The 20,181-nt window shown below is 64.4% G+C and carries 22 protein-coding genes; 10 read left to right on the top strand and 12 right to left on the bottom strand.

The window, feature by feature from the left end; all coding sequences use genetic code 11:
• Positions 1 to 5 precede the first annotated feature (5 nt).
• The gene (locus AC56QP_RS16580) at positions 6 to 1,274 is read right to left on the bottom strand and encodes a DNA recombination protein RmuC (protein ID WP_489858944.1); all 1,269 of its coding nucleotides are present in this window, start codon (positions 1,272 to 1,274) and stop codon (positions 6 to 8) included.
• 103 nt (positions 1,275 to 1,377) lie between these two features.
• Between AC56QP_RS16580 and def the strand changes: the two genes are divergently transcribed.
• From def to truA, 4 genes are all read left to right on the top strand, one after another.
• Positions 1,378 to 1,908, top strand: a complete 531-nt coding sequence (gene def, locus AC56QP_RS16575; protein WP_489858945.1) for a peptide deformylase — start codon at positions 1,378 to 1,380, stop codon at positions 1,906 to 1,908.
• A gap of 4 nt (positions 1,909 to 1,912) precedes the next feature.
• Positions 1,913 to 2,848, top strand: coding sequence for a methionyl-tRNA formyltransferase (gene fmt, locus AC56QP_RS16570; protein WP_497100422.1), 936 nt, complete (start codon positions 1,913 to 1,915; stop codon positions 2,846 to 2,848).
• Entirely contained in the window at positions 2,845 to 3,354 is a 510-nt protein-coding gene (locus AC56QP_RS16565) for a GNAT family N-acetyltransferase (protein WP_489858946.1), read from the top strand. The genes fmt and AC56QP_RS16565 overlap by 4 nt, the downstream gene beginning before the upstream one ends.
• 131 nt (positions 3,355 to 3,485) lie before the next feature.
• Positions 3,486 to 4,247 carry a tRNA pseudouridine(38-40) synthase TruA gene (truA, locus tag AC56QP_RS16560; RefSeq protein WP_489858947.1) on the top strand — a complete coding sequence of 254 codons (762 nt, stop codon included), beginning with the start codon at positions 3,486 to 3,488 and terminating at the stop codon, positions 4,245 to 4,247.
• 241 nt (positions 4,248 to 4,488) lie between these two features.
• On the opposite strand, the gene AC56QP_RS16555 is transcribed toward truA, so the two are convergent.
• From AC56QP_RS16555 to dapE, 4 genes are all read right to left on the bottom strand, one after another.
• Positions 4,489 to 6,042 (bottom strand): PEP/pyruvate-binding domain-containing protein, encoded by a 1,554-nt coding sequence (locus AC56QP_RS16555; RefSeq protein ID WP_489858948.1) that lies wholly within the window; start codon positions 6,040 to 6,042, stop codon positions 4,489 to 4,491.
• 53 nt (positions 6,043 to 6,095) lie between these two features.
• Positions 6,096 to 8,057 carry a DUF47 family protein gene (locus tag AC56QP_RS16550; protein ID WP_489858949.1) on the bottom strand — a complete coding sequence of 654 codons (1,962 nt, stop codon included), beginning with the start codon at positions 8,055 to 8,057 and terminating at the stop codon, positions 6,096 to 6,098.
• 496 nt (positions 8,058 to 8,553) lie between these two features.
• Positions 8,554 to 9,153, bottom strand: a complete 600-nt coding sequence (locus AC56QP_RS16545) for a transporter (protein WP_497100423.1) — start codon at positions 9,151 to 9,153, stop codon at positions 8,554 to 8,556.
• 5 nt (positions 9,154 to 9,158) lie between these two features.
• Positions 9,159 to 10,352, bottom strand: a complete 1,194-nt coding sequence (gene dapE, locus AC56QP_RS16540) for a succinyl-diaminopimelate desuccinylase (protein ID WP_497100424.1) — start codon at positions 10,350 to 10,352, stop codon at positions 9,159 to 9,161.
• Positions 10,353 to 10,481: 129 nt separating this feature from the next.
• Here dapE and AC56QP_RS16535 point away from each other — a divergent pair, with 129 nt between their 5' ends.
• The gene (locus AC56QP_RS16535) at positions 10,482 to 11,525 is read left to right on the top strand and encodes a 2-dehydropantoate 2-reductase (RefSeq protein WP_489858951.1); all 1,044 of its coding nucleotides are present in this window, start codon (positions 10,482 to 10,484) and stop codon (positions 11,523 to 11,525) included.
• Here AC56QP_RS16535 and AC56QP_RS16530 read toward each other — a convergent pair.
• From AC56QP_RS16530 to dapD, 4 genes are all read right to left on the bottom strand, one after another.
• A complete protein-coding gene (locus AC56QP_RS16530; protein ID WP_489858952.1) occupies positions 11,491 to 12,201 on the bottom strand; it encodes a hypothetical protein in 711 nt (236 codons plus the stop codon). The two genes, AC56QP_RS16535 and AC56QP_RS16530, sit on opposite strands and share 35 nt — an antisense overlap.
• 21 nt (positions 12,202 to 12,222) lie before the next feature.
• The gene (locus AC56QP_RS16525) at positions 12,223 to 12,600 is read right to left on the bottom strand and encodes a DUF805 domain-containing protein (RefSeq protein WP_489858953.1); all 378 of its coding nucleotides are present in this window, start codon (positions 12,598 to 12,600) and stop codon (positions 12,223 to 12,225) included.
• Positions 12,593 to 12,955, bottom strand: coding sequence for a DUF805 domain-containing protein (locus tag AC56QP_RS16520; RefSeq protein WP_489858954.1), 363 nt, complete (start codon positions 12,953 to 12,955; stop codon positions 12,593 to 12,595). The genes AC56QP_RS16525 and AC56QP_RS16520 overlap by 8 nt, the downstream gene beginning before the upstream one ends.
• Before the next feature lie 71 nt (positions 12,956 to 13,026).
• The gene (gene dapD / locus AC56QP_RS16515; protein ID WP_489858955.1) at positions 13,027 to 13,881 is read right to left on the bottom strand and encodes a 2,3,4,5-tetrahydropyridine-2,6-dicarboxylate N-succinyltransferase; all 855 of its coding nucleotides are present in this window, start codon (positions 13,879 to 13,881) and stop codon (positions 13,027 to 13,029) included.
• A gap of 227 nt (positions 13,882 to 14,108) precedes the next feature.
• On the opposite strand from dapD, the gene AC56QP_RS16510 reads away from it, so the two are divergent.
• Positions 14,109 to 14,948: an LOG family protein gene (locus AC56QP_RS16510; protein ID WP_489858956.1), complete on the top strand. Its 840-nt coding sequence runs from the start codon at positions 14,109 to 14,111 to the stop codon at positions 14,946 to 14,948.
• Positions 14,949 to 15,002: 54 nt separating this feature from the next.
• Here the strand turns inward: AC56QP_RS16510 and AC56QP_RS16505 are convergent, their stop codons facing one another.
• Complete coding sequence (locus tag AC56QP_RS16505) at positions 15,003 to 15,710, bottom strand: pyrimidine 5'-nucleotidase (RefSeq protein ID WP_489858957.1); 708 nt, start codon at positions 15,708 to 15,710, stop codon at positions 15,003 to 15,005.
• Positions 15,711 to 15,871: 161 nt separating this feature from the next.
• Here AC56QP_RS16505 and AC56QP_RS16500 point away from each other — a divergent pair, with 161 nt between their 5' ends.
• The 3 genes from AC56QP_RS16500 to AC56QP_RS16490 all read left to right on the top strand — a co-directional run bounded on the left by AC56QP_RS16500 (position 15,872) and on the right by AC56QP_RS16490 (position 18,433).
• A complete protein-coding gene (locus AC56QP_RS16500) occupies positions 15,872 to 16,633 on the top strand; it encodes a GGDEF domain-containing protein (RefSeq protein ID WP_489858958.1) in 762 nt (253 codons plus the stop codon).
• A gap of 181 nt (positions 16,634 to 16,814) precedes the next feature.
• Positions 16,815 to 16,997, top strand: a complete 183-nt coding sequence (locus tag AC56QP_RS16495; RefSeq protein WP_256752417.1) for a hypothetical protein — start codon at positions 16,815 to 16,817, stop codon at positions 16,995 to 16,997.
• Entirely contained in the window at positions 16,994 to 18,433 is a 1,440-nt protein-coding gene (locus tag AC56QP_RS16490) for a GMC oxidoreductase (RefSeq protein ID WP_489858959.1), read from the top strand. Before AC56QP_RS16495 ends, AC56QP_RS16490 begins: the two co-directional genes overlap by 4 nt.
• An 85-nt stretch (positions 18,434 to 18,518) precedes the next feature.
• On the opposite strand, the gene AC56QP_RS16485 is transcribed toward AC56QP_RS16490, so the two are convergent.
• A complete protein-coding gene (locus AC56QP_RS16485; protein ID WP_256752415.1) occupies positions 18,519 to 18,686 on the bottom strand; it encodes a hypothetical protein in 168 nt (55 codons plus the stop codon).
• A gap of 94 nt (positions 18,687 to 18,780) precedes the next feature.
• Here AC56QP_RS16485 and AC56QP_RS16480 point away from each other — a divergent pair, with 94 nt between their 5' ends.
• Positions 18,781 to 19,281, top strand: coding sequence for a MarR family winged helix-turn-helix transcriptional regulator (locus tag AC56QP_RS16480; RefSeq protein ID WP_497100425.1), 501 nt, complete (start codon positions 18,781 to 18,783; stop codon positions 19,279 to 19,281).
• A 45-nt stretch (positions 19,282 to 19,326) separates the two neighbouring features.
• Here AC56QP_RS16480 and phhA read toward each other — a convergent pair whose 3' ends face one another.
• Positions 19,327 to 20,163: a phenylalanine 4-monooxygenase gene (phhA, locus tag AC56QP_RS16475; protein ID WP_489858961.1), complete on the bottom strand. Its 837-nt coding sequence runs from the start codon at positions 20,161 to 20,163 to the stop codon at positions 19,327 to 19,329.
• Between the last annotated feature and the right edge of the window lie 18 nt (positions 20,164 to 20,181).

Raw genomic sequence — 20,181 nt, 5'->3', positions numbered from 1 at the left:
GCGGCTCAGTCGTCGCCTTCGACAACCCTCAGCCTGAGCTGTCCGGTCTTCGAATCGGCGACGCGCGCGCCGCCTTCGACTTTCGCAACCGGTGCCGACGAGGCCCCGCCCGTGCCGTCTTCCGCAGGCTGCGCGCCGAACTCCAGCGCCTCGATCTTCTGGCCGCGCTTGGTCACCTTCGATGTCGAGACGAGGATGTCGTCGATGTCCTTGGCCGACTGGCCGAAATGGACCTGCAATTTGCGCACCCGCTCGTCGACGCGCGCGACATCCTCCATCAGCCGGATGACTTCGCCCTGAATCAGGTGCGCCTGCTCGCGCATGCGGGCGTCCTTGAGGATCGCCTGGATGACCTGGATCGACAGCATCAGCAGTGACGGCGAGACGATGACGATGCGGGCGCGGTGCGCCTTGTGGACGATCGCCTCGAAATTCTCGTGGATCTCGGCAAACACCGATTCCGACGGCACGAACATGAAGGCGGTGTCCTGCGTCTCGCCCTGGATCAGGTATTTTTCCGATATATCGCGGACATGGACCTCGATGTCGCGGCGGAAGGCCTGCGAGGCGGCCTTCTGCAGTTCGACGCCGTCGGCGGCGCGGATGGCATTCCAGGCCTCCAGCGGGAATTTGGCATCGATGGCAAGCGAGGGCGCGCCGTTCGGCATCTTCACCAGGCAATCGGGCCGGCTGCCGTTGGACAGGGTCGCCTGGAATTCGTAGGCGCCGTGCGGCAGGCCGTCGGCGACGATCGCCTCCATGCGCGACTGGCCGAAGGCGCCGCGCGTCTGCTTGTTGGAGAGGATCGCCTGCAACTGCACGACCTGGCCGGCGAGCGACTGGATGTTGCCTTGCGCGACATCGATGATCGCCAGCCGCTCCTGCAATTTGGCCAGGCTCTCATGCGTGGATTTGGTCTGCTCGGTCATGGTCTGGCCGAGGCGGCCGGTCATGGCGTCGAGGCGCTGGCCGATCGACTGCGTCAGTTCCGCCTGCCGTGCCCCGAACACCTCGGCGATGGCACCCATGCGGCCCTGCATCTCGGATTGAGACTGCAGAATGCCGGCCATCCGCGCCTCTGCATCGCGCGCATGGTCGGCGGCTTCCGCGGCCGCCACGGCGCGCGCCTTGGCCGACCGCCACAGCGCGATGACGAGCGCCACGAACAGGCCGAGAAACAGCAACATGGTGAAAGCCAGCGCATGGCCGAGCGTGATCGTGGAGGCGCCAAGCCGGGCGACGGGCTCCGAAAGGATGGATGTCAGGTCATTCATGTGGACAGCATAGATGATTCGGCATGTCGGCACAGATCAAAACGTGAACGCCAACCAGGCGCCCCGGTTGACGCTTTTCGCTGGACGTCTTACGTGGAACGCCATGCCTATCAAGCCGCTCATCATCCTTCCCGACCCCATCCTGCGCCAGGTTTCGAAGCCGGTGGAGCGCGTCGACGCGCCCCTGCGCAAATTAGCCGACGACATGCTGGAAACCATGTATGACGCACCCGGCATCGGGCTCGCGGCGATCCAGATCGGTGAACCGCTGCGCATGCTGGTGATCGATCTCGCCAAGGAAGACGAGACACCGGCGCCGCATGTCGTCATCAATCCGGAAATCCTGGAGAGCGCCGACGCGCGCTCCGTCTACGAGGAAGGCTGCCTGTCGATCCCGGACTACTACGCCGAGGTCGAACGTCCGGCGGCGGTGCGGGTCACGTACCTCGACCGCGACGGCAAACTGCAGGAGATCGAAGCCGAGGGGCTGATGGCGACCTGCCTGCAGCACGAGATCGACCACCTCAACGGCGTGCTGTTCATCGACCACATCTCGAAGCTGAAACGCGACATGGTGGTGAAGAAATTCAAGAAGCTCGCCAGGGACAAGGCGCCGGGCAAGCTGGTGGGATAGGGGAATGCCCCTCCGCGTCATCTTCATGGGCACGCCAGAGTTTTCAGTGCCGACGCTGCGCGCGATCGGCGATGCCGGACATGAGATATCAGCCGTCTATACGCAACCGCCACGCGCCGCCGGGCGGCGCGGGCTGGAGCTGACGCCGTCACCGGTGCAGCGCGAGGCAGAGCGGCTTGGCATCGAGGTGCGCACGCCGTTGTCGCTCAAGGGTGAGGCCGAGCAGGCGGCTTTGCACGCCCTGCGGGCCGACGTCGCCGTGGTCGTCGCCTACGGTTTGCTGCTGCCGAAGGCGGTTCTCGAGGCGCCGCGGCTCGGCTGCATCAACGGCCATGCATCGCTGTTGCCGCGCTGGCGCGGGGCGGCGCCCATCCAGCGCGCCATCATGGCGGGCGACCGCGAAACCGGCATGATGATGATGCGCATGGAAGAGGGGCTCGACACCGGCCCGGTGGGAATGGTTGAAAAATGCCCCATCGAACCCGATATGACGGCCGGCGACCTGCATGATCGGTTGATGGGAGTTGGTGCCGCACTCGTGGTGGAAGCGCTGGCGCGGCTGGAAAGGGACACCCTGACATTTACCCCCCAAGCGGTGGAAGGGGTGACCTACGCCAAGAAAATCGATAAATCGGAGACTCGCGTGGACTGGAATCGCTCGGCGACCGAGGTCCACAATCACATTCGTGGCCTGTCGCCCTTTCCCGGCGCGTGGTCCGAGATTGAAATTGGCGGCCGCCCGGAGCGGCTGAAACTGCTTCGCTCGGTGCTTTCGCAAGGCGCGGGCGAGTCGGGAGGAATTCTCGATGACCAGCTGACGGTCGCCTGCGGGGCAGGCGCGATCAGGCTGGTCGAAGTTCAACGGGCGGGCGGAAGGCCCGCTGCCGCGTCGGAATTCCTGCGCGGGGCCAAGATCGAAAAAGGAATGAAATTCTCATGAGCATGATGTCGATACGCGCGGCGACGCCGCGGGATCGCGAGGCCATCCGCCTCGTCGAGGAACACGCTTTCGGCCAGCAGGCGGAGGCCGGGCTGGTCGACGCGCTGGTGACCGGCGGCGACGCCGTTGCCGAACTGGTGGCGGAAGAGGACGGCCAGGTTGTCGGCCACATTCTGTTTTCCCGGCTGTTTGTCCGCAATGGCGGCAAGAGCTTTGCGGCCGTGGCGCTGGCACCGTTGGCGGTGGAGCCTTCGTTCCATGGCAGCGGCATCGGCGGCGCGCTGATCCGCGAGGCGCATATCCGCCTCAGGGACGCCGGCGAGACGCTGGCCGTGGTGCTCGGTGATCCGGTCTACTACAGCCGTTTCGGCTACAGCCACGCACGCGCCGAAAACTTCGAGAGTGAGTACCAGGGCGAGGCGCTGCAGGCGCTGGCCTGGGGCGACGCGCCGGAAGCCGGCAGGCTGGTCTACGCCTCGGCCTTTGGCTCGGCACTCGCCGCGTAAGCGACAACAGCCCTAGAGCCGGATGATTTCAGGTCGAATCGACCTGAAATCTGGATCCGCCTCTAGCTCAAAGAGAAAGAGCATGATGTCGTCCGAAGACCGCTCCACACTTTTCGGCATCATGCTCTAGCATGCCGCGTTTTCGCCTCGACATCGAATATGATGGCAGTCTGTTTGCCGGCTGGCAGCACCAGGCGGATCAGCCTTCGGTACAGCAGGCGATCGAGCAGGCGATCGAGAAATTCTGCGGCGAAGAGGTCAGGTTGCGCGCCGCCGGCCGCACCGATGCCGGCGTGCATGCGACGGCCCAGGTGGCGCATGTCGACCTCGCCAAGGCATGGCCTGATGACAAGGTGCGCGACGCCGTGAACGCCCATCTGCAGGCTGCCGGCGCACATGTTGCCATACTGAAGGCGATGGTTGTCCCGGACGATTTCGACGCGCGCTTCTCGGCCACCGGCCGCCACTACCTCTACCGCATCCTCAACCGCCGTGCGCCCTCGGCGCTGGAAAAGGGCAAGGTGTGGTGGGTGCCGAAGCGGCTCGACGCCGTCGCCATGCACGAAGCGGCGAAAGTCCTGCTCGGCCGGCATGACTTCACCACCTTCCGCTCGACGCAGTGCCAAGCCAACAGTCCGGTCCGGACGCTGGAACGGCTCGATGTCAGCCGGACGGGCGACATGATCGAGGTAAGAGCCTCGGCGCGTTCCTTCCTGCACAACCAGGTACGCTCGATGGTCGGCTCGCTGAAACGCGTCGGCGACGGCGGCTGGACCGTCGCCAACCTCCAAGCGGCGCTCGAGGCGCGCGACCGCGCCGCCTGCGGCCAGGTGGCGCCACCCGATGGGCTGTTTCTCGTCGGCGTCGACTATCCGGAGGCCGACCAAAGCTGAGCGACGGCGGAATCGGTGAGGACCTGGTCCGACCCGATCACCACGTCGGCCGCCTCGGGCGTCAACGCGAGCGTTCCACTTCCTGTGCCAACACCATGGGCCTCCGAGGTCCCAACCGCAGGCCGGCGCGACTGCTGATGCGTCTGGCACGGCATTCTCGTCCGATGGCCTGCCAGGGACGAGAATGTCGCGAGCGACCAAATCAGGCGAGACACAGGCCGGTTGGTCCAGCGCCAGGCATTCATCCCTTTGTCGCGTGCAGTCGGTCGAGCCGCTGCAGCAATTCCGCCGGCACCTGCTCGGCGGTGCGCGATGCGCCCGCGAAAATCGTGCCGCTGTTGCCGTCAAGGGTGATCACCGCTCCGGGATCGAGCCATGTGTCGCCGAAACCGATTCGGTCCCTCGATTCGTCGATACGCATTGCCTCGCAGCCGACGAGGCAGACCTTGCCAAGCTGCCGCGCCACCACGGCCGCATGGGACGTACGCGCTCCGTGCCGGGTGAGCAGGCCCTGCACGCGCTCGAGCAGTGCAATGTCATCGGTCTCGGCGTTCTGCCGCGCGAGGATCGCCGGTTTTCCTTCCGTCTCGAGCGCCGCGACCTGTGCCTCGTTGAGGGCAACCACGCCGCTGGCAACCCCGCTGGAGGCGGTCGCGGCATGGCCGAGCACCGTCGGCGCCGCGCCGTCCTCGGCCACGATGATGCGCGTCGTCAGCGCCGCGGCGTCGAGGCCGGCGGTGCGGAGGCAGGCGGTTTCCCGGTCGATCAACCCTTCCTCCGCCATGTCGAGGGCGATGCGGGCAGCGGCCTGCGGCGTACGCTTGCCTTCGCGGGTTTGAAGCAGGAAGAGTTTTCCGTCCTCGATCGTGAACTCGAAATCCTGCATGTCGCCAAAATGCCGCTCGAGCGCGGCCGCCGCCTCGACCAGTTCCTCCCAGACGCGCGGTGCGATCGCTGCCAACCGGTCGTGGCCCTGCGCGCTGCGCCGGCCGCTGACCACATCCTCGCCCTGCGCATTGAACAGGAAATCGACCCAAGGGGCGGGATTGCCGTCGCTGGGGTTTCGAGTGAAGCCGACACCGGCCCCGGACAGCCCGCCCGCATTGCCGAACACCATGCGCTGGACCGTCACCGCCGTGCCCATGCCATGGCTCAGTCCGCGCATCTCGCGGTAGGCGATGGCCTTGGCGCTCGACCAGGACCGGAACACTGCCGCGATCGCCGCTTGCAACTGCGCGACCGCGTCCTGTGGGAAGGCTTCGCCCGCTGACCGCCGATAGGTCTCCAGGTGCCGCTGCGCGAGATCGCGCAACACGGCGAAGTCGAGCATGCGCTCTTCCTCGCCCAGCCGCACGGCGTCGAGGTCGGCCTCGAAGTCGGTCGCGTTGACACCCGCCACCACCTCGCCGTAGCCGGCGATCAGGCGGCGATAGGCGTCCCACGCCAGCCGCGGATTGCCGGTCGACCGGATCAGTCCCGGCAGCGTCGCCTCGGTCAGGCCGATATTGAGCAGCGTCTCCATCATTCCCGGCATCGATACAGGCGCTCCGGAGCGGACCGACAACAGAAGCGGTCGGCGCGGATCGCCAAAGCCAAGGCCGGTCGCGGCCTCGAGCCGGACGAGTGCATCGTGCCAGAGGGCGGGTGTTGCCGTCTCCGGATGGGCGCACAAGCCGGTGCCCAGCACGAAGGCCGGCGGCACGTTCAGTCCGAGCGCCGCCATCCGTGCAAGGTTGTACGCCTTGAAGCCCATTGTCTCGGGCGAAGCCGCTTTTTCCAGCGGCTTGCCGGCCACGATCAGACCAAGCTGAGCCGAACCTTCTGGCGGAGTGCTCGTCGATGCGCCGCTCACGCTCGCCTCCCCTGGTTGCCGGCGCCGACCCGGGTGAGGACGAGGCCGCGCATCGCGTAGCCCGTGCGCAGCAGCGCGTCGGTGGATGCTTCCAGCGCGGCCGCGAAATCAGTGCCGAGGCTGAGCGTGGCCGCGTCCGAGACATTGCGCACGAACAGGCGCCTGACCTCGCGCGTCACCGCATCGCACGCCTTTTCGGCATCGACCACCCGCCAGCAGGCGGCCAGAAATTCATCCTGGTCCTGCGCGAGGCTCGCTTCGTTGAGCGTGCGCGCGATGGCGAGCGCCTTGACATGGTCCTGTGCCGCCTCAAGCACCTTGTCGGCCAGCCGGCGCAGCGCGGTGCGCAGTTCGTCGCTCCAGCCATGATGATTGTCCTCGGCGATCAGCGACAGGATGAAAACGGCCTCCTCCAGCGCATCCGCCGCATCGTCGGCGCATTCGATCAGCTGCAGGAAGGGCAGCCAGCGCGCGTTGCCCGCGGCCTGGTCGCGCAGGCGCATCACCAGATGATCGGCCTTGCGTTCCCAGATCTTGGCGCGCTCCGATAGCTTTCGAGCGGCCTTGACGTCTGTTTCGTGGCCATACGCCAGCGCATCGCGTATGCCTTCGGCCAAGGCGTGGCAGAAGGCGGCGTGCTCGCCGAGAAGCGCGAACTCGTCCCGGTGACGGCGGACATGGCGCGACAGCAGCAGCCGGATCTGGTCGGCGATCAGGGCGGCGGTCTGATCCACCTGCATGGCATGGGAGGAAAGCACGAGCACCTCGGTCAGGAAATCCTGCGCCTCGGCCGCGCCCAGCACGCTGTCCAACCGGTCGCCGATCCGGAAATGGTCCGGCGACAGCGCTTCCATCGCGTCGAAGACCAGTTGATCGGCCCCGGCCATGAGCCAGCCCATATGGCCTGCCTCGCGATGGGCTGCCTCGGTCAGCACCGCGATGGAAAGCGGCTTGGCTACAAGCCGGTTCAGCCGCTTGCGTGCCCGGTTCCAGTCGATCAGGAAGACGATGCGCGCGCCCAGACCCTCAAGGGCCGCGTCGGCCGCCGCGAGATCGGCGCAATCGAAGCGCGCCGTGCCGACGACGTAATCGGCGCCCGAGTTCAGACCGGCGCTGCGCCGCGCGCCGACGTCCGACCATTGCGCTCCAATCTCCGACAGAAGGCCCTGGAAGAAGGCAAAGCGACGCTCGTGCAGGTCCGAATAGGTGAGCGTAATCGAAGAACCCTCGATCTGGATCACCAGCACATGCACGTCGTTGGTGCCGATGTCGTTCTGGATGAGCAACCGCGCCCCGTCGCGCGTCGCCGCCGTGTCGAGGCCGGGATGGTCGAATTTGAGCCTGCGCGTGCGGTTCAGCCCACGCATGAAGGCAGCGACGCGGGGGCGGTCGTCGGCATCGAGCTGCCAGCCATGGGCACCGTCGACCGTATCGTCCGACATGTCGACCGCCAGCCGGTTCAGGCTCTTGTGCAGATCCATCACCAGAATGTGGAACGTATCGCTCTCGCCCCGCTTTCCGCCCGTCAGCGCGAGCATTTGGGCGTCGTCGAGCACGCCCGCATTCAACTGGTCCAGCCAGTCGTACCAATGATCGACCCGCGCGATTTGCGCCTTGTGGTCGGCATCCGCGCTGCCTTCCAGCGGCCGGGCCATCAGGCGGATGTCCTCCCCGAGCAGCTTGCCAAGTCGCGCCAGGTCGGCAAGATGCAACGTCCCGCCCTCCAGCCAGGCTGTCGCCTGCATCTCCATGAGCCACGGCGCGTTGATATGGGCGGCCGCATAGTCGCGACGCAGGTTGGATAGCGGAGCCGCGCCATCCGCGGCATGGGCAGCCGCGGCCTGAAGCGCGGTCAGTGCGAATTTCAGCCGGTCATTGGCCGCAAGCGCACCGGTGATCCGGGCCGGCAGTAGCAGCTTCGATTGGCCGAGCGCGGCGACAACATCCACTTTTTCCATCTATCAGCCATCCATTCTGCCACAATGATACATTGTTCGATTCATTGCCTCGTTGTCCGCTTTCCAAATTTTATCGAAATCAGAAGCCGGCGTACTAACGGAGATCGAAGCACTGTCACAATATTGTTATGATAAATATACTCTGGAGTCCGCACTTCATCATTGATCTGGCGCAAAGCATTCGATGGAAGACTTTTCAGGAGTGATCGCTCGCAAAACGGAAGCTGCCATGATAAGCATCGTGCCCGGCGATGCCCTTCATCCCGCAGGGGTGGGCAAATGTCTGAAATCACGGCCCTTCTCAGCCCTTTCGGCTGCGGCAAGTCGGGATTGCGGCTCTGTTCGAATGGCGCCGACGAGATTTGGTGGGCATGCGAATGCCAGGCCGGGCTCATCCGGACGGGTCGATATCCGCGATCCCGGCACTCGACGCGCGTTGCCTCGGCTGGATCGCGCAGGAATGTTATGAACACCCTGATATGGCGGTGGCCCAGGCCTAGATGTCAGCCGGCACGGTGATGCCGAGCAGCATCTGCAGCCCGAACAGCACCATCAGCGAGGCGATGAACATGCCGACGAAAACGGCGGTGCCGACCGCGGCACCCTTGCCGATGGAGGCATTGGTCATGCGCCAGGTCAGCACCATCGACAGCGCGAACAACAGCAGCGACACAAGGCTCGAGATCTGGCTCGCGGACGTCAGGAAAAGCCTGATCAGCGCCGAGGGCAGCATCAGCCAGGCGGTGATGGCCGAAGCCCAGTTGCTGGCAACGACATAGTGGACGAAGCGGCTGCCTATGCCGGCACGCCGCGCGACCAGGGCAAGAGCGACCAGCGGCAGCACCCAGGAGCTGATATCGACCGTAGCCAGGCGGACGAGCATGCCGAAGCGTCCCGCGAACGCATTGGGATCGCCGATCTCGTTGGCAATGCCGACCCAGCCGACGATCAGCGCCGGTGCGGCAACGACGATGGCGAAAAAGGAGTTCCAGAAACCGTCGGCCGACAGGTCGAGCAGACGCAATCCGTCGACCTTGCCGAGCATAAGCCGCCAGGCGCCGGTCAGCGAAGCTTGGGTCTCGTCCGCCGAAAGCATCCTGCTCAGCCCTGTCCGAACCAGTCGTCGATGAAGCGCTGGTAGATTTGCGTCAGCGTTTCGAGATCGGTAATGGCGACGCGCTCGTCGACCATGTGCATGGTCTTGCCGACCAGACCGAACTCGACCACCGGGCAGTAGTCCTTGATGAAGCGCGCGTCCGAGGTGCCCCCCGAGGTGGATAGCGCCGGCTTCCTGCCGACCACCGCCTTGACCGAACCAGTCAGTGTCTCGATCAGCCTGTCGTCGCGGGTCAGGAAGACATGGCTCGGCCGATCGCGCCAGACAAGATCGTAGTCGACCGGCGTCTTCTTGCCCGGCCGGTATTTCTTGCGCTTCGCCGCCTGGTCGAGGCGATTGTGGATTTCCGCCTGGATCGTCTCGGCCGTCCAGGTGTCGTTGAAGCGGATGTTGAAGGTGGCGGTCGCCTTTGCCGGAATGACATTGGTGGCCGGGTTGCCGACATCGATGGAGGTGACTTCCAGGTTGGTCGGCTGGAAATCCTTCGTTCCCTTGTCGAAGACGGGATGCAGCAAGGCATCGACAAGGCTTATCAGCCCGCGCACCGGATTGTCGGCAAGTTGCGGATAGGCGGCATGGCCCTGGCGGCCATTGACGGTGATGGCGCCCGACATGGAGCCGCGCCGGCCGATCTTGATCATGTCGCCAAGCGCATCCGGGTTGGTCGGCTCGCCGACGATCGAGGCATCCCATTGTTCGCCCTTGGCCGCCGCCCATTCGAGCAGCTTGACCGTGCCGTTGATGGCCGGACCTTCCTCGTCGCCGGTGATCAGCAGCGAGACCGAGCCTTTCGGACCACCCTTTGTCTCGACATGGCGCGCCACGGCGGCGATGAAACAGGCAATGCCGCCCTTCATGTCGACCGCGCCACGGCCATACATCTCGCCATTGGCGATCTCGGCGGCGAAAGGTGGATGCGTCCAGGTGGCTTCGTCGCCGACCGGCACCACGTCGGTATGGCCGGCGAACATCAGATGCGGGCCGTTGCCGGAACGCCGCGCATAGAGGTTCTCGATATCGGGCGTGCCGTCCTCGGAGAACACCGGCCGATCGACCAGGAAGCCGAGCGGCTTCAGCATCGTTTCCAGCGCGGCCAGCGCGCCGCCCTCAGCGGGCGTCACCGAAGCACAACGGATAAGGGCGGCGAGGTTTTCGGCGGGATCGGTCGGCAGCGTCATGGCAAAAGCGATAGTCGAAAGCGGAAGGCCTGTCACGGCCAGACATAGAGGCCAGGTTAATGGGCGACGATACCGCCGACATTATGGTTTTCATGTCGTATAATTGTGGGCTCCGGGGGGAGCGACAGGATGGCAGACGGGGGCAAAACAATCGTCATTGCCGGCGCCGGCAGCATTGGCTGCTATGCCGGCGGCTGCCTGGCGCTCGCTGGACGCCGGGTGATTCTGCTGGCCCGGCCGCGCGTCGAGGCGGCATTGCGGCAGGGCGGATTGCGGGTCAGCGACCTCGATGGCCACGACCGCTCGATCAAGCCGGAAGCACTTGTCGTCACCACCGATCCGGCCGTCGCCTTGCCGAAGGCGGATGTGATCCTGGTCACGGTCAAGAGCGGTGCGACCACGGATATGGCCGGCCTCATCAAGGCCCATGCCCGTCCTGATGCCGTCGTGGTCAGCCTGCAGAACGGGGTCGACAACGCCGACCGGCTGCGTGCCGGGCTTGACGGGCGAAAGGTGCTGGCCGGCATGGTGCCATTCAATGTCGTGCAGTCGCCGGATGGCGAGTTGCCGCTGCGCGTGCATCGCGCCAGCGACGGCAAGGTGATGATCGAGGACGGCGACGCCGGCCTGATCGGCCTCCTCGGCGTCGAAGGGCTTGCGGTCGAAGCCCGTGGCGACATGCAGGCCGTGCTGTGGGGCAAGCTGCTGATGAATTTGAACAACGCGCTGGTCGCGCTGTCGGGCCTGCCACTGGCGAGGGAACTCGCCGACCGTCGCTGGCGCCTGATCCTGGCGGGCCAGATCGACGAGGCGCTGCAGGCGATGAACGCGTCGGGCATCGCGCCGGCGCGGATCGCCGGCCTGCGGCCGACACTGCTGCCGAAGGTGCTCCGGCTGCCGGACTGGCTGTTCAGGCTGCTGGCGCGACGCATGCTTGCCATCGCCCCCGAGGCGCGCTCGTCGATGTGGGACGATCTGCAACGCGGCCGGCCGACGGAGATCGACGACCTGCAGGGCGCGATCCTGCGGCTGGCTGAAAAGGCGGGCACATCGGCGCCTCTGACAAAACGGATCGCGGCGCTGGTGCGCACCGCCGAACAGGAAAAACGAGGACCACCCGGCCTGACGCCGGAACAGGTCAACGCGCGGCCAGACGACCGTCGATCAGGGTGATCTTCTGCCAGATCTTGCGCGACAGGTTGGACGCCAGGTTCTCGATGTCGTTGACGCCGTCAATGACGACATCGTCATTGACCGATTGCGCGAACAGCGCGGCGATCTTGCCGGTGATCGACAGCATTTCGGAGCAGTAGTCGAGGTAGCGGGCAAGGTCGGCGGCGTTGGTGATGCGGGCCGGCGAATGTTCGGTCGGCTTGAAATTGGCCGACAGCGCCGCCGGATCCTTGGTCAGCTGGTGCATGTCGATGACGTGGATCAGCGATCTGAGGCCGTGCAGCTGGCGAAACACCTGCTTGCGCTTGATACGCTCCTCAGTGCGGATCAACGCCAGGAAACCGAGCACGGCAAGGATGATCATGTTGATCGTGGCCTCGATGCCTTGCACCGACTGCACCGCATCGTCGGCCTGGGAAATGTGAATGAGCGGCAGGATGGTGCCGACAAACAGAAAGATCAGCGCGCCCGCGACGACCGCAGCGATGATGAGCCCGCGCAGCCACCAGATCGGCGCTTCGAGCGCCTTCGCCGCCTTGGCCAGATCGCGCGACAGCGAGACCAGCTCGGCGGCAACGCCGCGCAGTCCGGCTTCGGGAAAACGGTCGGCGATCCGCTCTTCCAGCCGTTCGGCGGTTTCGACGATCAGTTTCGGATCAAGCGTGCGGTAGCGCATGGCGAGATATCCGGCCGGCCCTCATGACTGGGCCGGCTCGTTGGTGCGCCGGCCATAGCGGTTGGGCCCAGGCTGCCCTGGAAACAGGCACAACACAAGGAAGGCGACGATCGAGACGACCGGCACGAACAGGATCAGCGCGGCAATGCCCGGCTTGTCGAGGTCGTGCAGGCGCTTCACCGCCAGCACGATGTTCGACCATAGCGAGGCGATGAAGGCGATGAAGAAGATGAACGACCACATGTTGCTCTCCGCCGAGCCTTCCGGCACCAGCGTGAAGCGATAGAGCGGAAAGGCCTGGATGATGGCGACGAGCAACCCGCCAAGAAAATAGGCCGCGCGGCTGACGCGGCCCGAGGTTTTGAAGAAAAGCCAAGTGAGATTTGATCTGTCAGGCAAGCGGGTCCGGTCCATATTGATTGGCACCCCTGGTGCCTTCGAGAATGCCCAGTTCGACCAGCAGCCAGATGCCGCCGATGACGGGTACGAGGCCGATCAGCGTCCACCAGCCCGACTTGTTCCGGTCGTGCCAGCGTTTGGCATAGAGAGCAATCGCGAAATAGATAGATGCCAGCGCGAAGAGGATGCCGATGATGCCGACCTGGCCACCACTGGCGGTGGTGAAACGCGTGCCGAGGATCGCGTCGAGAATGAAGGCAACAATGCCGATAACGATGAATATGCCGATGCCGGCCCAGAACTTGGCCCGATTGATGCGGCCGTCAAAACTCGTCAGCAGATATTTCCAGTCCATGTCACCCCTCCATGTTGAACCAGCGCGACCGATTGTCGCGCCGGGGAAGGTGCACTCGCTTGCGGCAAAGATCAATCGCGCAGCAATTCGTTGATCGAGGTCTTGGAGCGGGTCCTGGCATCGACCCGCTTGACGATGACGGCGCAGTAGAGGCTGGGGCCAGGCTCACCGTTGGGCAAGGGCTTGCCGGGCAGCGATCCGGCGACGACGACGGAATTGGCCGGCACCTCGCCATAGAAGACCTCGCCGGTGGCGCGGTCGACGATCTTGGTCGACTGGCCGATGAAGACGCCCATGCCGAGCACCGAGCCTTCGCGCACGATGCAGCCCTCGACCACCTCGGAGCGCGCGCCGATGAAGCAATTGTCCTCGATGATGGTCGGGCCGGCCTGCATCGGCTCCAGCACGCCGCCGATGCCGACGCCACCCGACAGATGGACGTTCTTGCCGATCTGGGCGCAGGAACCGACCCCGACCCAGGTGTCGATCATGGTGCCTGAGTCGACATAGGCGCCGACATTGACGAAGGACGGCATCAGCACGGCGCCCGGCGCGATATAGGCCGAGCGGCGCACGATCGATCCCGGCACGGCGCGGAAGCCCGCCTTTTCGAAATCGACGGCGCTCCAACCGTCGAACTTCGACGGCACCTTGTCCCACCACACGGCCTGGCCGGGACCGCCCTTGATGATCTCCATCGGGTTGAGCCGGAAGGACAACAGCACCGCCTTCTTCAGCCACTGGTTGACATGCCACTTGCCGTCGGCCTGGCGCTCGGCGACGCGGGCTGTGCCGCGATCAAGCAGGTCGAGCGCCGACTGGATGGCGTCGCGCGTCTCGCCGCTGGTCGCCGTCGAAATGGCATCGCGTTCCTCGAAGGCCTTCTCGATGGTCTTCTCGAGGCTTGCCAGATCGGCGTTCGACATGAATTCGCTCCATTACCAAGCTGTTAAGGGGCTGCGCCTTAACCTGTTTTGAAAGTCGCGCGGACCCTGGGCATGCTTCGCCTGCCCAGGTCTTTGCCTGTAACAGGTTCTTGTCGCAAAACCGCAGGACACTTTTGCGGAACCTGCTTAAGTGAAGCCCTGGTGAGGGTCAATCGCGGCTGCGTCATGGGACGGCGCAAGTGAAGAACTGGACGGGTAACGCAACTATGACTCCTATGGAAAAGGCGGGATGGACGCCGCTGCCGCATTCGGATGAGGATCTGGAGCGGTCAAGAAGCGTGCCGGACACGCCGCAGACGCGGGCCGAGACATACCGGCTGGCGTGGAACGATCCCGACTTCATGACGCGGCGCGAACTGCGCGCGGTCAGGCTGCAGCTCGAACTCTTGAAACCGGAAATGATCCTGGCCGAGCGCGGCATCCGTTCGACGGTGATCCTGTTCGGCGGCGCGCGCCTGCCCGAGCCCGGTGGTGAGGCCTGGGCGGCCAAGAACGAGACGCAGAAGAAGAACCTCGAGGAAAACAGCAAATACTACGAGGAAGCGCGCAAATTCGCCCGCCTCTGCTCGCAGCAGTCGGCGACCTCATATTACCGCGAGTATGTCGTGGTGACCGGCGGCGGGCCCGGCGTGATGGAAGCCGGCAACCGTGGCGCCGACGATGTCGGTGCGCCGTCGATCGGACTCAACATCGTGCTGCCGCACGAGCAGGCGCCAAACGCCTATGTGACGCCGGAGCTCTGCTTCAACTTCCACTATTTCGCCATCCGCAAGATGCATTTCGTCATGCGCGCCAAGGCCGTGGCGGTGTTTCCCGGCGGCTTCGGCACGATGGACGAGTTCTTCGAGACGCTGACCCTGATCCAGACCGGTCGCATGGAGCGCGTGCCGGTGATCCTGTTCGGCAAATCGTTCTGGAAACGGGCGATCGACCTCGACTTCCTCGCCGAGCAGGGCACGATCAGCCCTGGCGACCAGGACATCATCGATTTCGTCGACACCGCCGACGAGGCCTGGGGCATCATCAGCCGCTTCTACAATCTGTGAGAGCGTGGCGGAGCCCCTGATTGCAGGCCGGCATCACCTGAATATCGACAACCCTCAGGCAGCGACCTCGACGATCGCCGTCAGGAAGGCGGCGAGATCGTCGGTGACGAAATCGACATCGTCTTCCTGGGCGGGATCGCGCTCCCAGATTTCGGAAAAGGTCGGCTCGAAATTGCGCGGCACCACGAGCACCGTGGTCATGCCCAGCGACTTCGGCACCGAAAGGTTGCGGGCAAGATCCTCGAACATCACCGCATTGTGGCCGGTGACGGCGTGGAGCGCGGCGAACTTCTCGTAGGTCTGGCGCGCCGGCTTGGGATTGAGCCCGGCGGCGACGATGTCGAAGATATCGTCGAAATGGTCGAGGATGCCGAGCTGGCGCGCCGTGCGCTCGGCGTGCTTGCGGTCGCCATTGGTGAAGATGAACTTGCGGCCCGGAAGCTGGCGGATGGCGGTGCCGAGAACGGGATCGGGCACCAGCCATGAATAGTCGATGTCATGCACCTTCTCGAGGAAATCGTCGGGGTCGATGCCGTGGCGCGTCATCAGTCCGTTGAGCGTCGTGCCGTATTCCAGATAGAGCTCCTTTTGCAGCTTGCGCGCCTCGTCGCGCGGCAGCGCCAGGAGCTCGCCGACATAGGCGGTCATCTTGACGTCGATCTGCGAGAACAGATTCGAATGGTGCGGATAGAGCGTGTTGTCGAGGTCGAACACCCAGTCGGTGACGTGGGCGAAGCGGGCGGGATCGGGGAGCGTTGTCATGCGATCCTTATGGCATGAAATGGGCATTCTGAAAGCGACTTTATCCACAACCTATGCGCGTCGAGAGGGCAGAAAATGCCGTCACGATTCAAATTTTAGACAACCGGGAAAGGTGGCCTTCAGGGCTTGCTGGCAGAGAGGCAGTCCTGTGGGAGCAAGCGATGAGTCGTATATTTCTGAAGTCCGCCGCGATCGCCTTCGCCTCCGTCGCCGCCTCTCTTCTGCTGACGCTGATCATCGTTCCGGCAATGGGATTTCCCATCAACAGGACGATCTGGCTGACCTCGACGGTTTGCCCGCTCGTCATTGCCTGGATCGCCGGCGCCAGCACATTCTGGCAGAGCGACAGGCTGAAGAACGCGCATCGCGATCTCGCCCGGGCGCACGCCCAGCTCGCCGCCGCGCATCGCCGCCTGGAGGAGAAGGCGAGCCGCGACGACATGACCGGCATGCTCAACCGGGAGAGTTTCTTTGCCGCACTCGACGGCTCCAGGCGCAAGTCCGATCGCGGCGCGTTGCTGATCATCGACGCCGACCATTTCAAGAGGATCAACGACAGCTTTGGCCACCTGACCGGCGATGACGCGTTGCTTTTGATCGCCAGCGCGATCGAGCGCGGGGTGCGCAGCGGCGATGTGCTCGGCCGCATCGGCGGCGAGGAGTTCGGCGCCTTCCTGGTCGGTGCCACCGAACAGGAGGCCAAGCGCGTCGCCGAGCGCATCCGCCGCGAAGTCGAACTGATCCGTTTCCGGCCCATCGACGAGCGGACCATTCCGCTCACTGTCAGCATCGGCGGCACCGTCTGCGGCGAGGAGGCCAACGTATCGGACCTGATGCGTGCCGCCGACCGGCGCCTTTACCAGGCCAAGCACGGGGGCCGCAACCTGACGATCCTCGACACGGATATCTCCGCGGCAGCGTGACCAGGCTGCCGATACAGCCGGCCTGTTAACGAATTTCTAACCCTGTTTGCATCCGGTTGCGCCGTTTACCCGGTTTTCGCTGACTTGTGGGCAAGCTTGGCACGAAATTGGCTTTTCCTTCAGGGCATGTGCCGTTCAGGGAATGCCATGCGCAGTCGAGGCCCCCATCGAGAGACCTGTCATGAGTTTCTTCAAGAAAATGTCGCGCCGCAGCATCGTGCAGGCGCTGATCGCACTGCCTGCCCTGTCGCTGTTCCGCAAGCTGCCTGATGCCAACGCGTCCGATAGCGATCCATCCCACGCCGACCCGAATGAAATCGTGGAGGTCAATGGCTGGATCCTGAAGCGGAGCGACCTGGCATGATCTTCGACAGCTACGAGGGGTATCGCGCCACCAACTTCAAGCCCAAGGTCTGCATCCTCGGCTCCGGACCGGCCGGCACCACCATTGCCCGCAAGCTTGGCGCCGCCGGCATTCCGGTCGTAGTGCTGGAGGCTGGATCGAGGGAGTTCAGCGACGAGTCGCAGGATTTCTATCGTGGCACCACGGTCGGTGATTTCTATTTCGATCTCGACATCACCCGGCTGCGCTTCATGGGCGGCAGCTCGAACCACTGGGCCGGCTGGTGCCGCGTCCTCGACAAACAGGATTTCGAGCCAAAGGCCTGGGCACCCGATACCGGCTGGCCGATCCGCCGCGCCGACATCGAACCCTATTTGCCTGAGGTGCACGACATCCTCGAACTTCCCGATTTCCGGCCGGATGTGCCGATCTCGGACGACATTCGCTGGGTGCAGTTGATCAAGAGCCCGGCGGTGCGTTTTGCCGAAAAATTCGCCGACGAGCTCGACAAGAGCAGGAACATCGCGGTGGTGCTCAACACCTATGCCACCGAGCTTGCCGGCGACGGCAAGCGAGTGACAGGGGCCAGGCTGTGGTCGAACGGGCAGGATGCCGGCTCGTTCAGCGCCGACTATTTCATCGTCTGCACCGGCGGGCTGGAGAATTCACGTCTGCTTCTATGGTCGAACCAGCGCTCGAACGTTGGCGTCGTGCCGAATGCGACGGCGCTTGGCCGCTACTGGATGGAGCACCCGACCTTCGAGGGCGGCAATGCCATCCTGGCCGACTATGGCGAGTTCGAGGTCGATGCCGTCAACGAGGCCTTCTTCTCGCCGACGCTGGCCGCCATGGAGCGGCTGCAGATCATGAATTTCGGCATCAGGCTGATCGAGACGCCTTACGCCGGGATCAAGCACGTGATCGCCGACCTCGCCTGCACGGCGCCCGACATGGCCGAGTGGATCGCCTATCAGCTCAGCCAGAACCTGCGCTGCGCGGCCCAGCTTTATGTCGCCTGGGAACAGGCGCCGCTGGCCTCCAACCAGATCGAACTGTCGAAGACGGATGTCGACCATGCCGGCGTGCCGCGCATCGAGCTGCACTGGAAGAAGTCGGAGCTGGAACGCCGCACGCTTGTCGAAGGCCTGAAGCTGTTCGGCACGACACTCATCGAGAAGGATCTCGGTCGTGTTCGTCTGATCGACTGGATTGCCAACGGCGAGGATTATCCGACCAACGAGGAGACCGCGGGGCACCATCACATGGGTGGCACGCGCATGGGCACCGACATCACCAAGAGCGTGGTGGACGCCAACTGCAAGGTGCATGGCATGGACAATCTCTATGTCGGCGGCTCCTCGGTGTTCTGTACATCCGGTCAAGCCAACCCGACGACGACGATTACCGCTCTGGCCTGCCGGCTGGGCGAGCATCTGAGCAAGGTGGTCGCCGTCTGAGCGGCGTGCCGCGACAGGCTCGTCATCATTGCAATGTCATGCCTGCCGGCGCCGGTAACGGCGCCGGCAGAAACCCGGCATGGTTTCAAAAACCGTAGACGGCGATGCGCAGCAGCACGGCAGCGGCGGCCAGCGCCACAAGCAGAATGCCGAGGCCGATGGGGGAGCCCCAGCCGTACCATTCCATCGCCAGCTTGGCGTATTTGAACTCGTCCTCATGCGAGAGGGGCTGCCGCTGTTGAATCAAGCTCATTTTTCACTCCTGGTCGGCGGCTCGCTCTTGCCTTGTCCGAGCTGGAGCCGCATATTGCTGTTACAGTCTAAATGTTAGACAGATTGATAGTTAGATGATCGAAGTAAACTCGTCAAGCGAGAATCGCGACCAGACGGCGAGGGCTATCGGCCTGGCCATCATGCAGTGGCAGGACGCGACACAGGCCTATGACGAGGCGGTGGGGGCGAGACTCGGGCTGAACATGGCCGAACGCCATTGCATCGGACTGCTCCATGGCGGCCCGCAATCGGCCGGCGCGGTCGCGACCGCGACCGGGCTGACGCCGGCCGCGGTGACCGCGCTGATCGACCGGCTTGAGGCGCGCGGCCTGCTGACTCGCACGCGCAGTCTGGAAGACAGGCGCAAAGTGGTGATCGAGGCGACCGAGGCGACGCGGAAACTGTCGGCGCGCTACTACGGCGCCATCGCGCGGGAAGGCGAAAAGGTCATCGCCACCTTCAGCGACGCCGAACTCGCCACCATATCGCGCTTCGTCAACGCCGCGCTCGACCTGCAGCGCGACCAGCTGGCGCGACTGAAGGCCGAGGGGCCGGACACCCCAAACGGGCGATAGGGGTGCCGATGCCTCCCGCCGTTTGAGGGCGGGAGATCACCACAGCTAGACCGTCGCTGGATCGAGCGCCGGCTGCCCCTTGCGGCGCGCGACGATCGCTTCGAAATCGGCGGTCTGGAAGGCATCGCGCAACGCATCGAAGGACGGCAGCACGAAATAGGCGCGCTGGAACTTGTCGATCTCGTAGCCGGTGCGCATCACGGTTTCGAGGTCGAAGGGCACGTGATGGGCGTCCTTGCTGTCGACGGCAAACTGCAACTCGGTAAAGGACGACATCAGGCCGGCGCCAAAGGCCTTCAGCGGCTGGCCTGTCTCCTGCATCAGGCCATACTCGGCCGTGTACCAGTAGAGCCGGGTGATCATCTCGTCGCCACCCCGCGCGATGATGTCGCCGGCCTTCTTGCCATACATCTGCATGAAGTCGGCGAACACCGGTTGCGACAGCACGGGCACGTGGCCGAAGAAGTCATGGAACATGTCCGGCTCGACGATGTAGTCGAGTTCCTGCCTGGTGCGCAGCCAGTTGGTGACCGGAAAGCGGCGGTTGGCGAGATGGTCGAAGAAGGGCGCGGCGGGAATGAGACCCGGAACGGCGACGATCTCCCAGCCGGTCAGCTTGCGCAGCTTGCCGCTGACCTCCTCGAAGTCGGGGATACGGTCGAGAAGGCCGAGTTTTTCGACACCGTCGAGATAGGAGTGGTGGGCGAGCTTGCGCGTCAGTTTGGTCTGGCGGTCGCACAACGTGCGCCACACCGCCTGTTCCTCGGCGCTGTAATCGTAACCCTGCGCCACGGTGAAATCGGCACGGCAGACAGAATAGTCGCCGCGCAACCCTTGCGCCGCGCAATCGCGGGCGTATTCGGCAACGCTCATCGTCGTCATGGTTTTTCTCCTCGCAGA

The sequence above is a fragment of the Mesorhizobium sp. RCAM 05104 genome, from assembly GCF_059683645.1.
Note: the sequence above shows the minus strand (reverse complement) of the source record. Positions and strands in the feature narration are given on the sequence as shown.

Coding starts and splice junctions, on each gene's coding strand:
- AC56QP_RS16500 (WP_489858958.1), top strand. CDS start 15,872: ATGAGTCGTATATTTCTGAAGTCCGCCGCGATCGCCTTCGCCTCCGTC.
- AC56QP_RS16545 (WP_497100423.1), bottom strand. CDS start 9,153: ATGCTTTCGGCGGACGAGACCCAAGCTTCGCTGACCGGCGCCTGGCGG.
- truA (WP_489858947.1), top strand. CDS start 3,486: ATGCCGCGTTTTCGCCTCGACATCGAATATGATGGCAGTCTGTTTGCC.
- AC56QP_RS16565 (WP_489858946.1), top strand. CDS start 2,845: ATGAGCATGATGTCGATACGCGCGGCGACGCCGCGGGATCGCGAGGCC.
- AC56QP_RS16520 (WP_489858954.1), bottom strand. CDS start 12,955: ATGGACTGGAAATATCTGCTGACGAGTTTTGACGGCCGCATCAATCGG.
- dapD (WP_489858955.1), bottom strand. CDS start 13,881: ATGTCGAACGCCGATCTGGCAAGCCTCGAGAAGACCATCGAGAAGGCC.
- AC56QP_RS16495 (WP_256752417.1), top strand. CDS start 16,815: ATGAGTTTCTTCAAGAAAATGTCGCGCCGCAGCATCGTGCAGGCGCTG.
- AC56QP_RS16550 (WP_489858949.1), bottom strand. CDS start 8,057: ATGGAAAAAGTGGATGTTGTCGCCGCGCTCGGCCAATCGAAGCTGCTA.
- AC56QP_RS16580 (WP_489858944.1), bottom strand. CDS start 1,274: ATGAATGACCTGACATCCATCCTTTCGGAGCCCGTCGCCCGGCTTGGC.
- AC56QP_RS16485 (WP_256752415.1), bottom strand. CDS start 18,686: ATGAGCTTGATTCAACAGCGGCAGCCCCTCTCGCATGAGGACGAGTTC.
- AC56QP_RS16535 (WP_489858951.1), top strand. CDS start 10,482: ATGGCAGACGGGGGCAAAACAATCGTCATTGCCGGCGCCGGCAGCATT.
- AC56QP_RS16480 (WP_497100425.1), top strand. CDS start 18,781: ATGATCGAAGTAAACTCGTCAAGCGAGAATCGCGACCAGACGGCGAGG.
- def (WP_489858945.1), top strand. CDS start 1,378: ATGCCTATCAAGCCGCTCATCATCCTTCCCGACCCCATCCTGCGCCAG.
- AC56QP_RS16505 (WP_489858957.1), bottom strand. CDS start 15,710: ATGACAACGCTCCCCGATCCCGCCCGCTTCGCCCACGTCACCGACTGG.
- phhA (WP_489858961.1), bottom strand. CDS start 20,163: ATGACGACGATGAGCGTTGCCGAATACGCCCGCGATTGCGCGGCGCAA.
- fmt (WP_497100422.1), top strand. CDS start 1,913: ATGCCCCTCCGCGTCATCTTCATGGGCACGCCAGAGTTTTCAGTGCCG.
- AC56QP_RS16530 (WP_489858952.1), bottom strand. CDS start 12,201: ATGCGCTACCGCACGCTTGATCCGAAACTGATCGTCGAAACCGCCGAA.
- AC56QP_RS16490 (WP_489858959.1), top strand. CDS start 16,994: ATGATCTTCGACAGCTACGAGGGGTATCGCGCCACCAACTTCAAGCCC.
- dapE (WP_497100424.1), bottom strand. CDS start 10,352: ATGACGCTGCCGACCGATCCCGCCGAAAACCTCGCCGCCCTTATCCGT.
- AC56QP_RS16510 (WP_489858956.1), top strand. CDS start 14,109: ATGACTCCTATGGAAAAGGCGGGATGGACGCCGCTGCCGCATTCGGAT.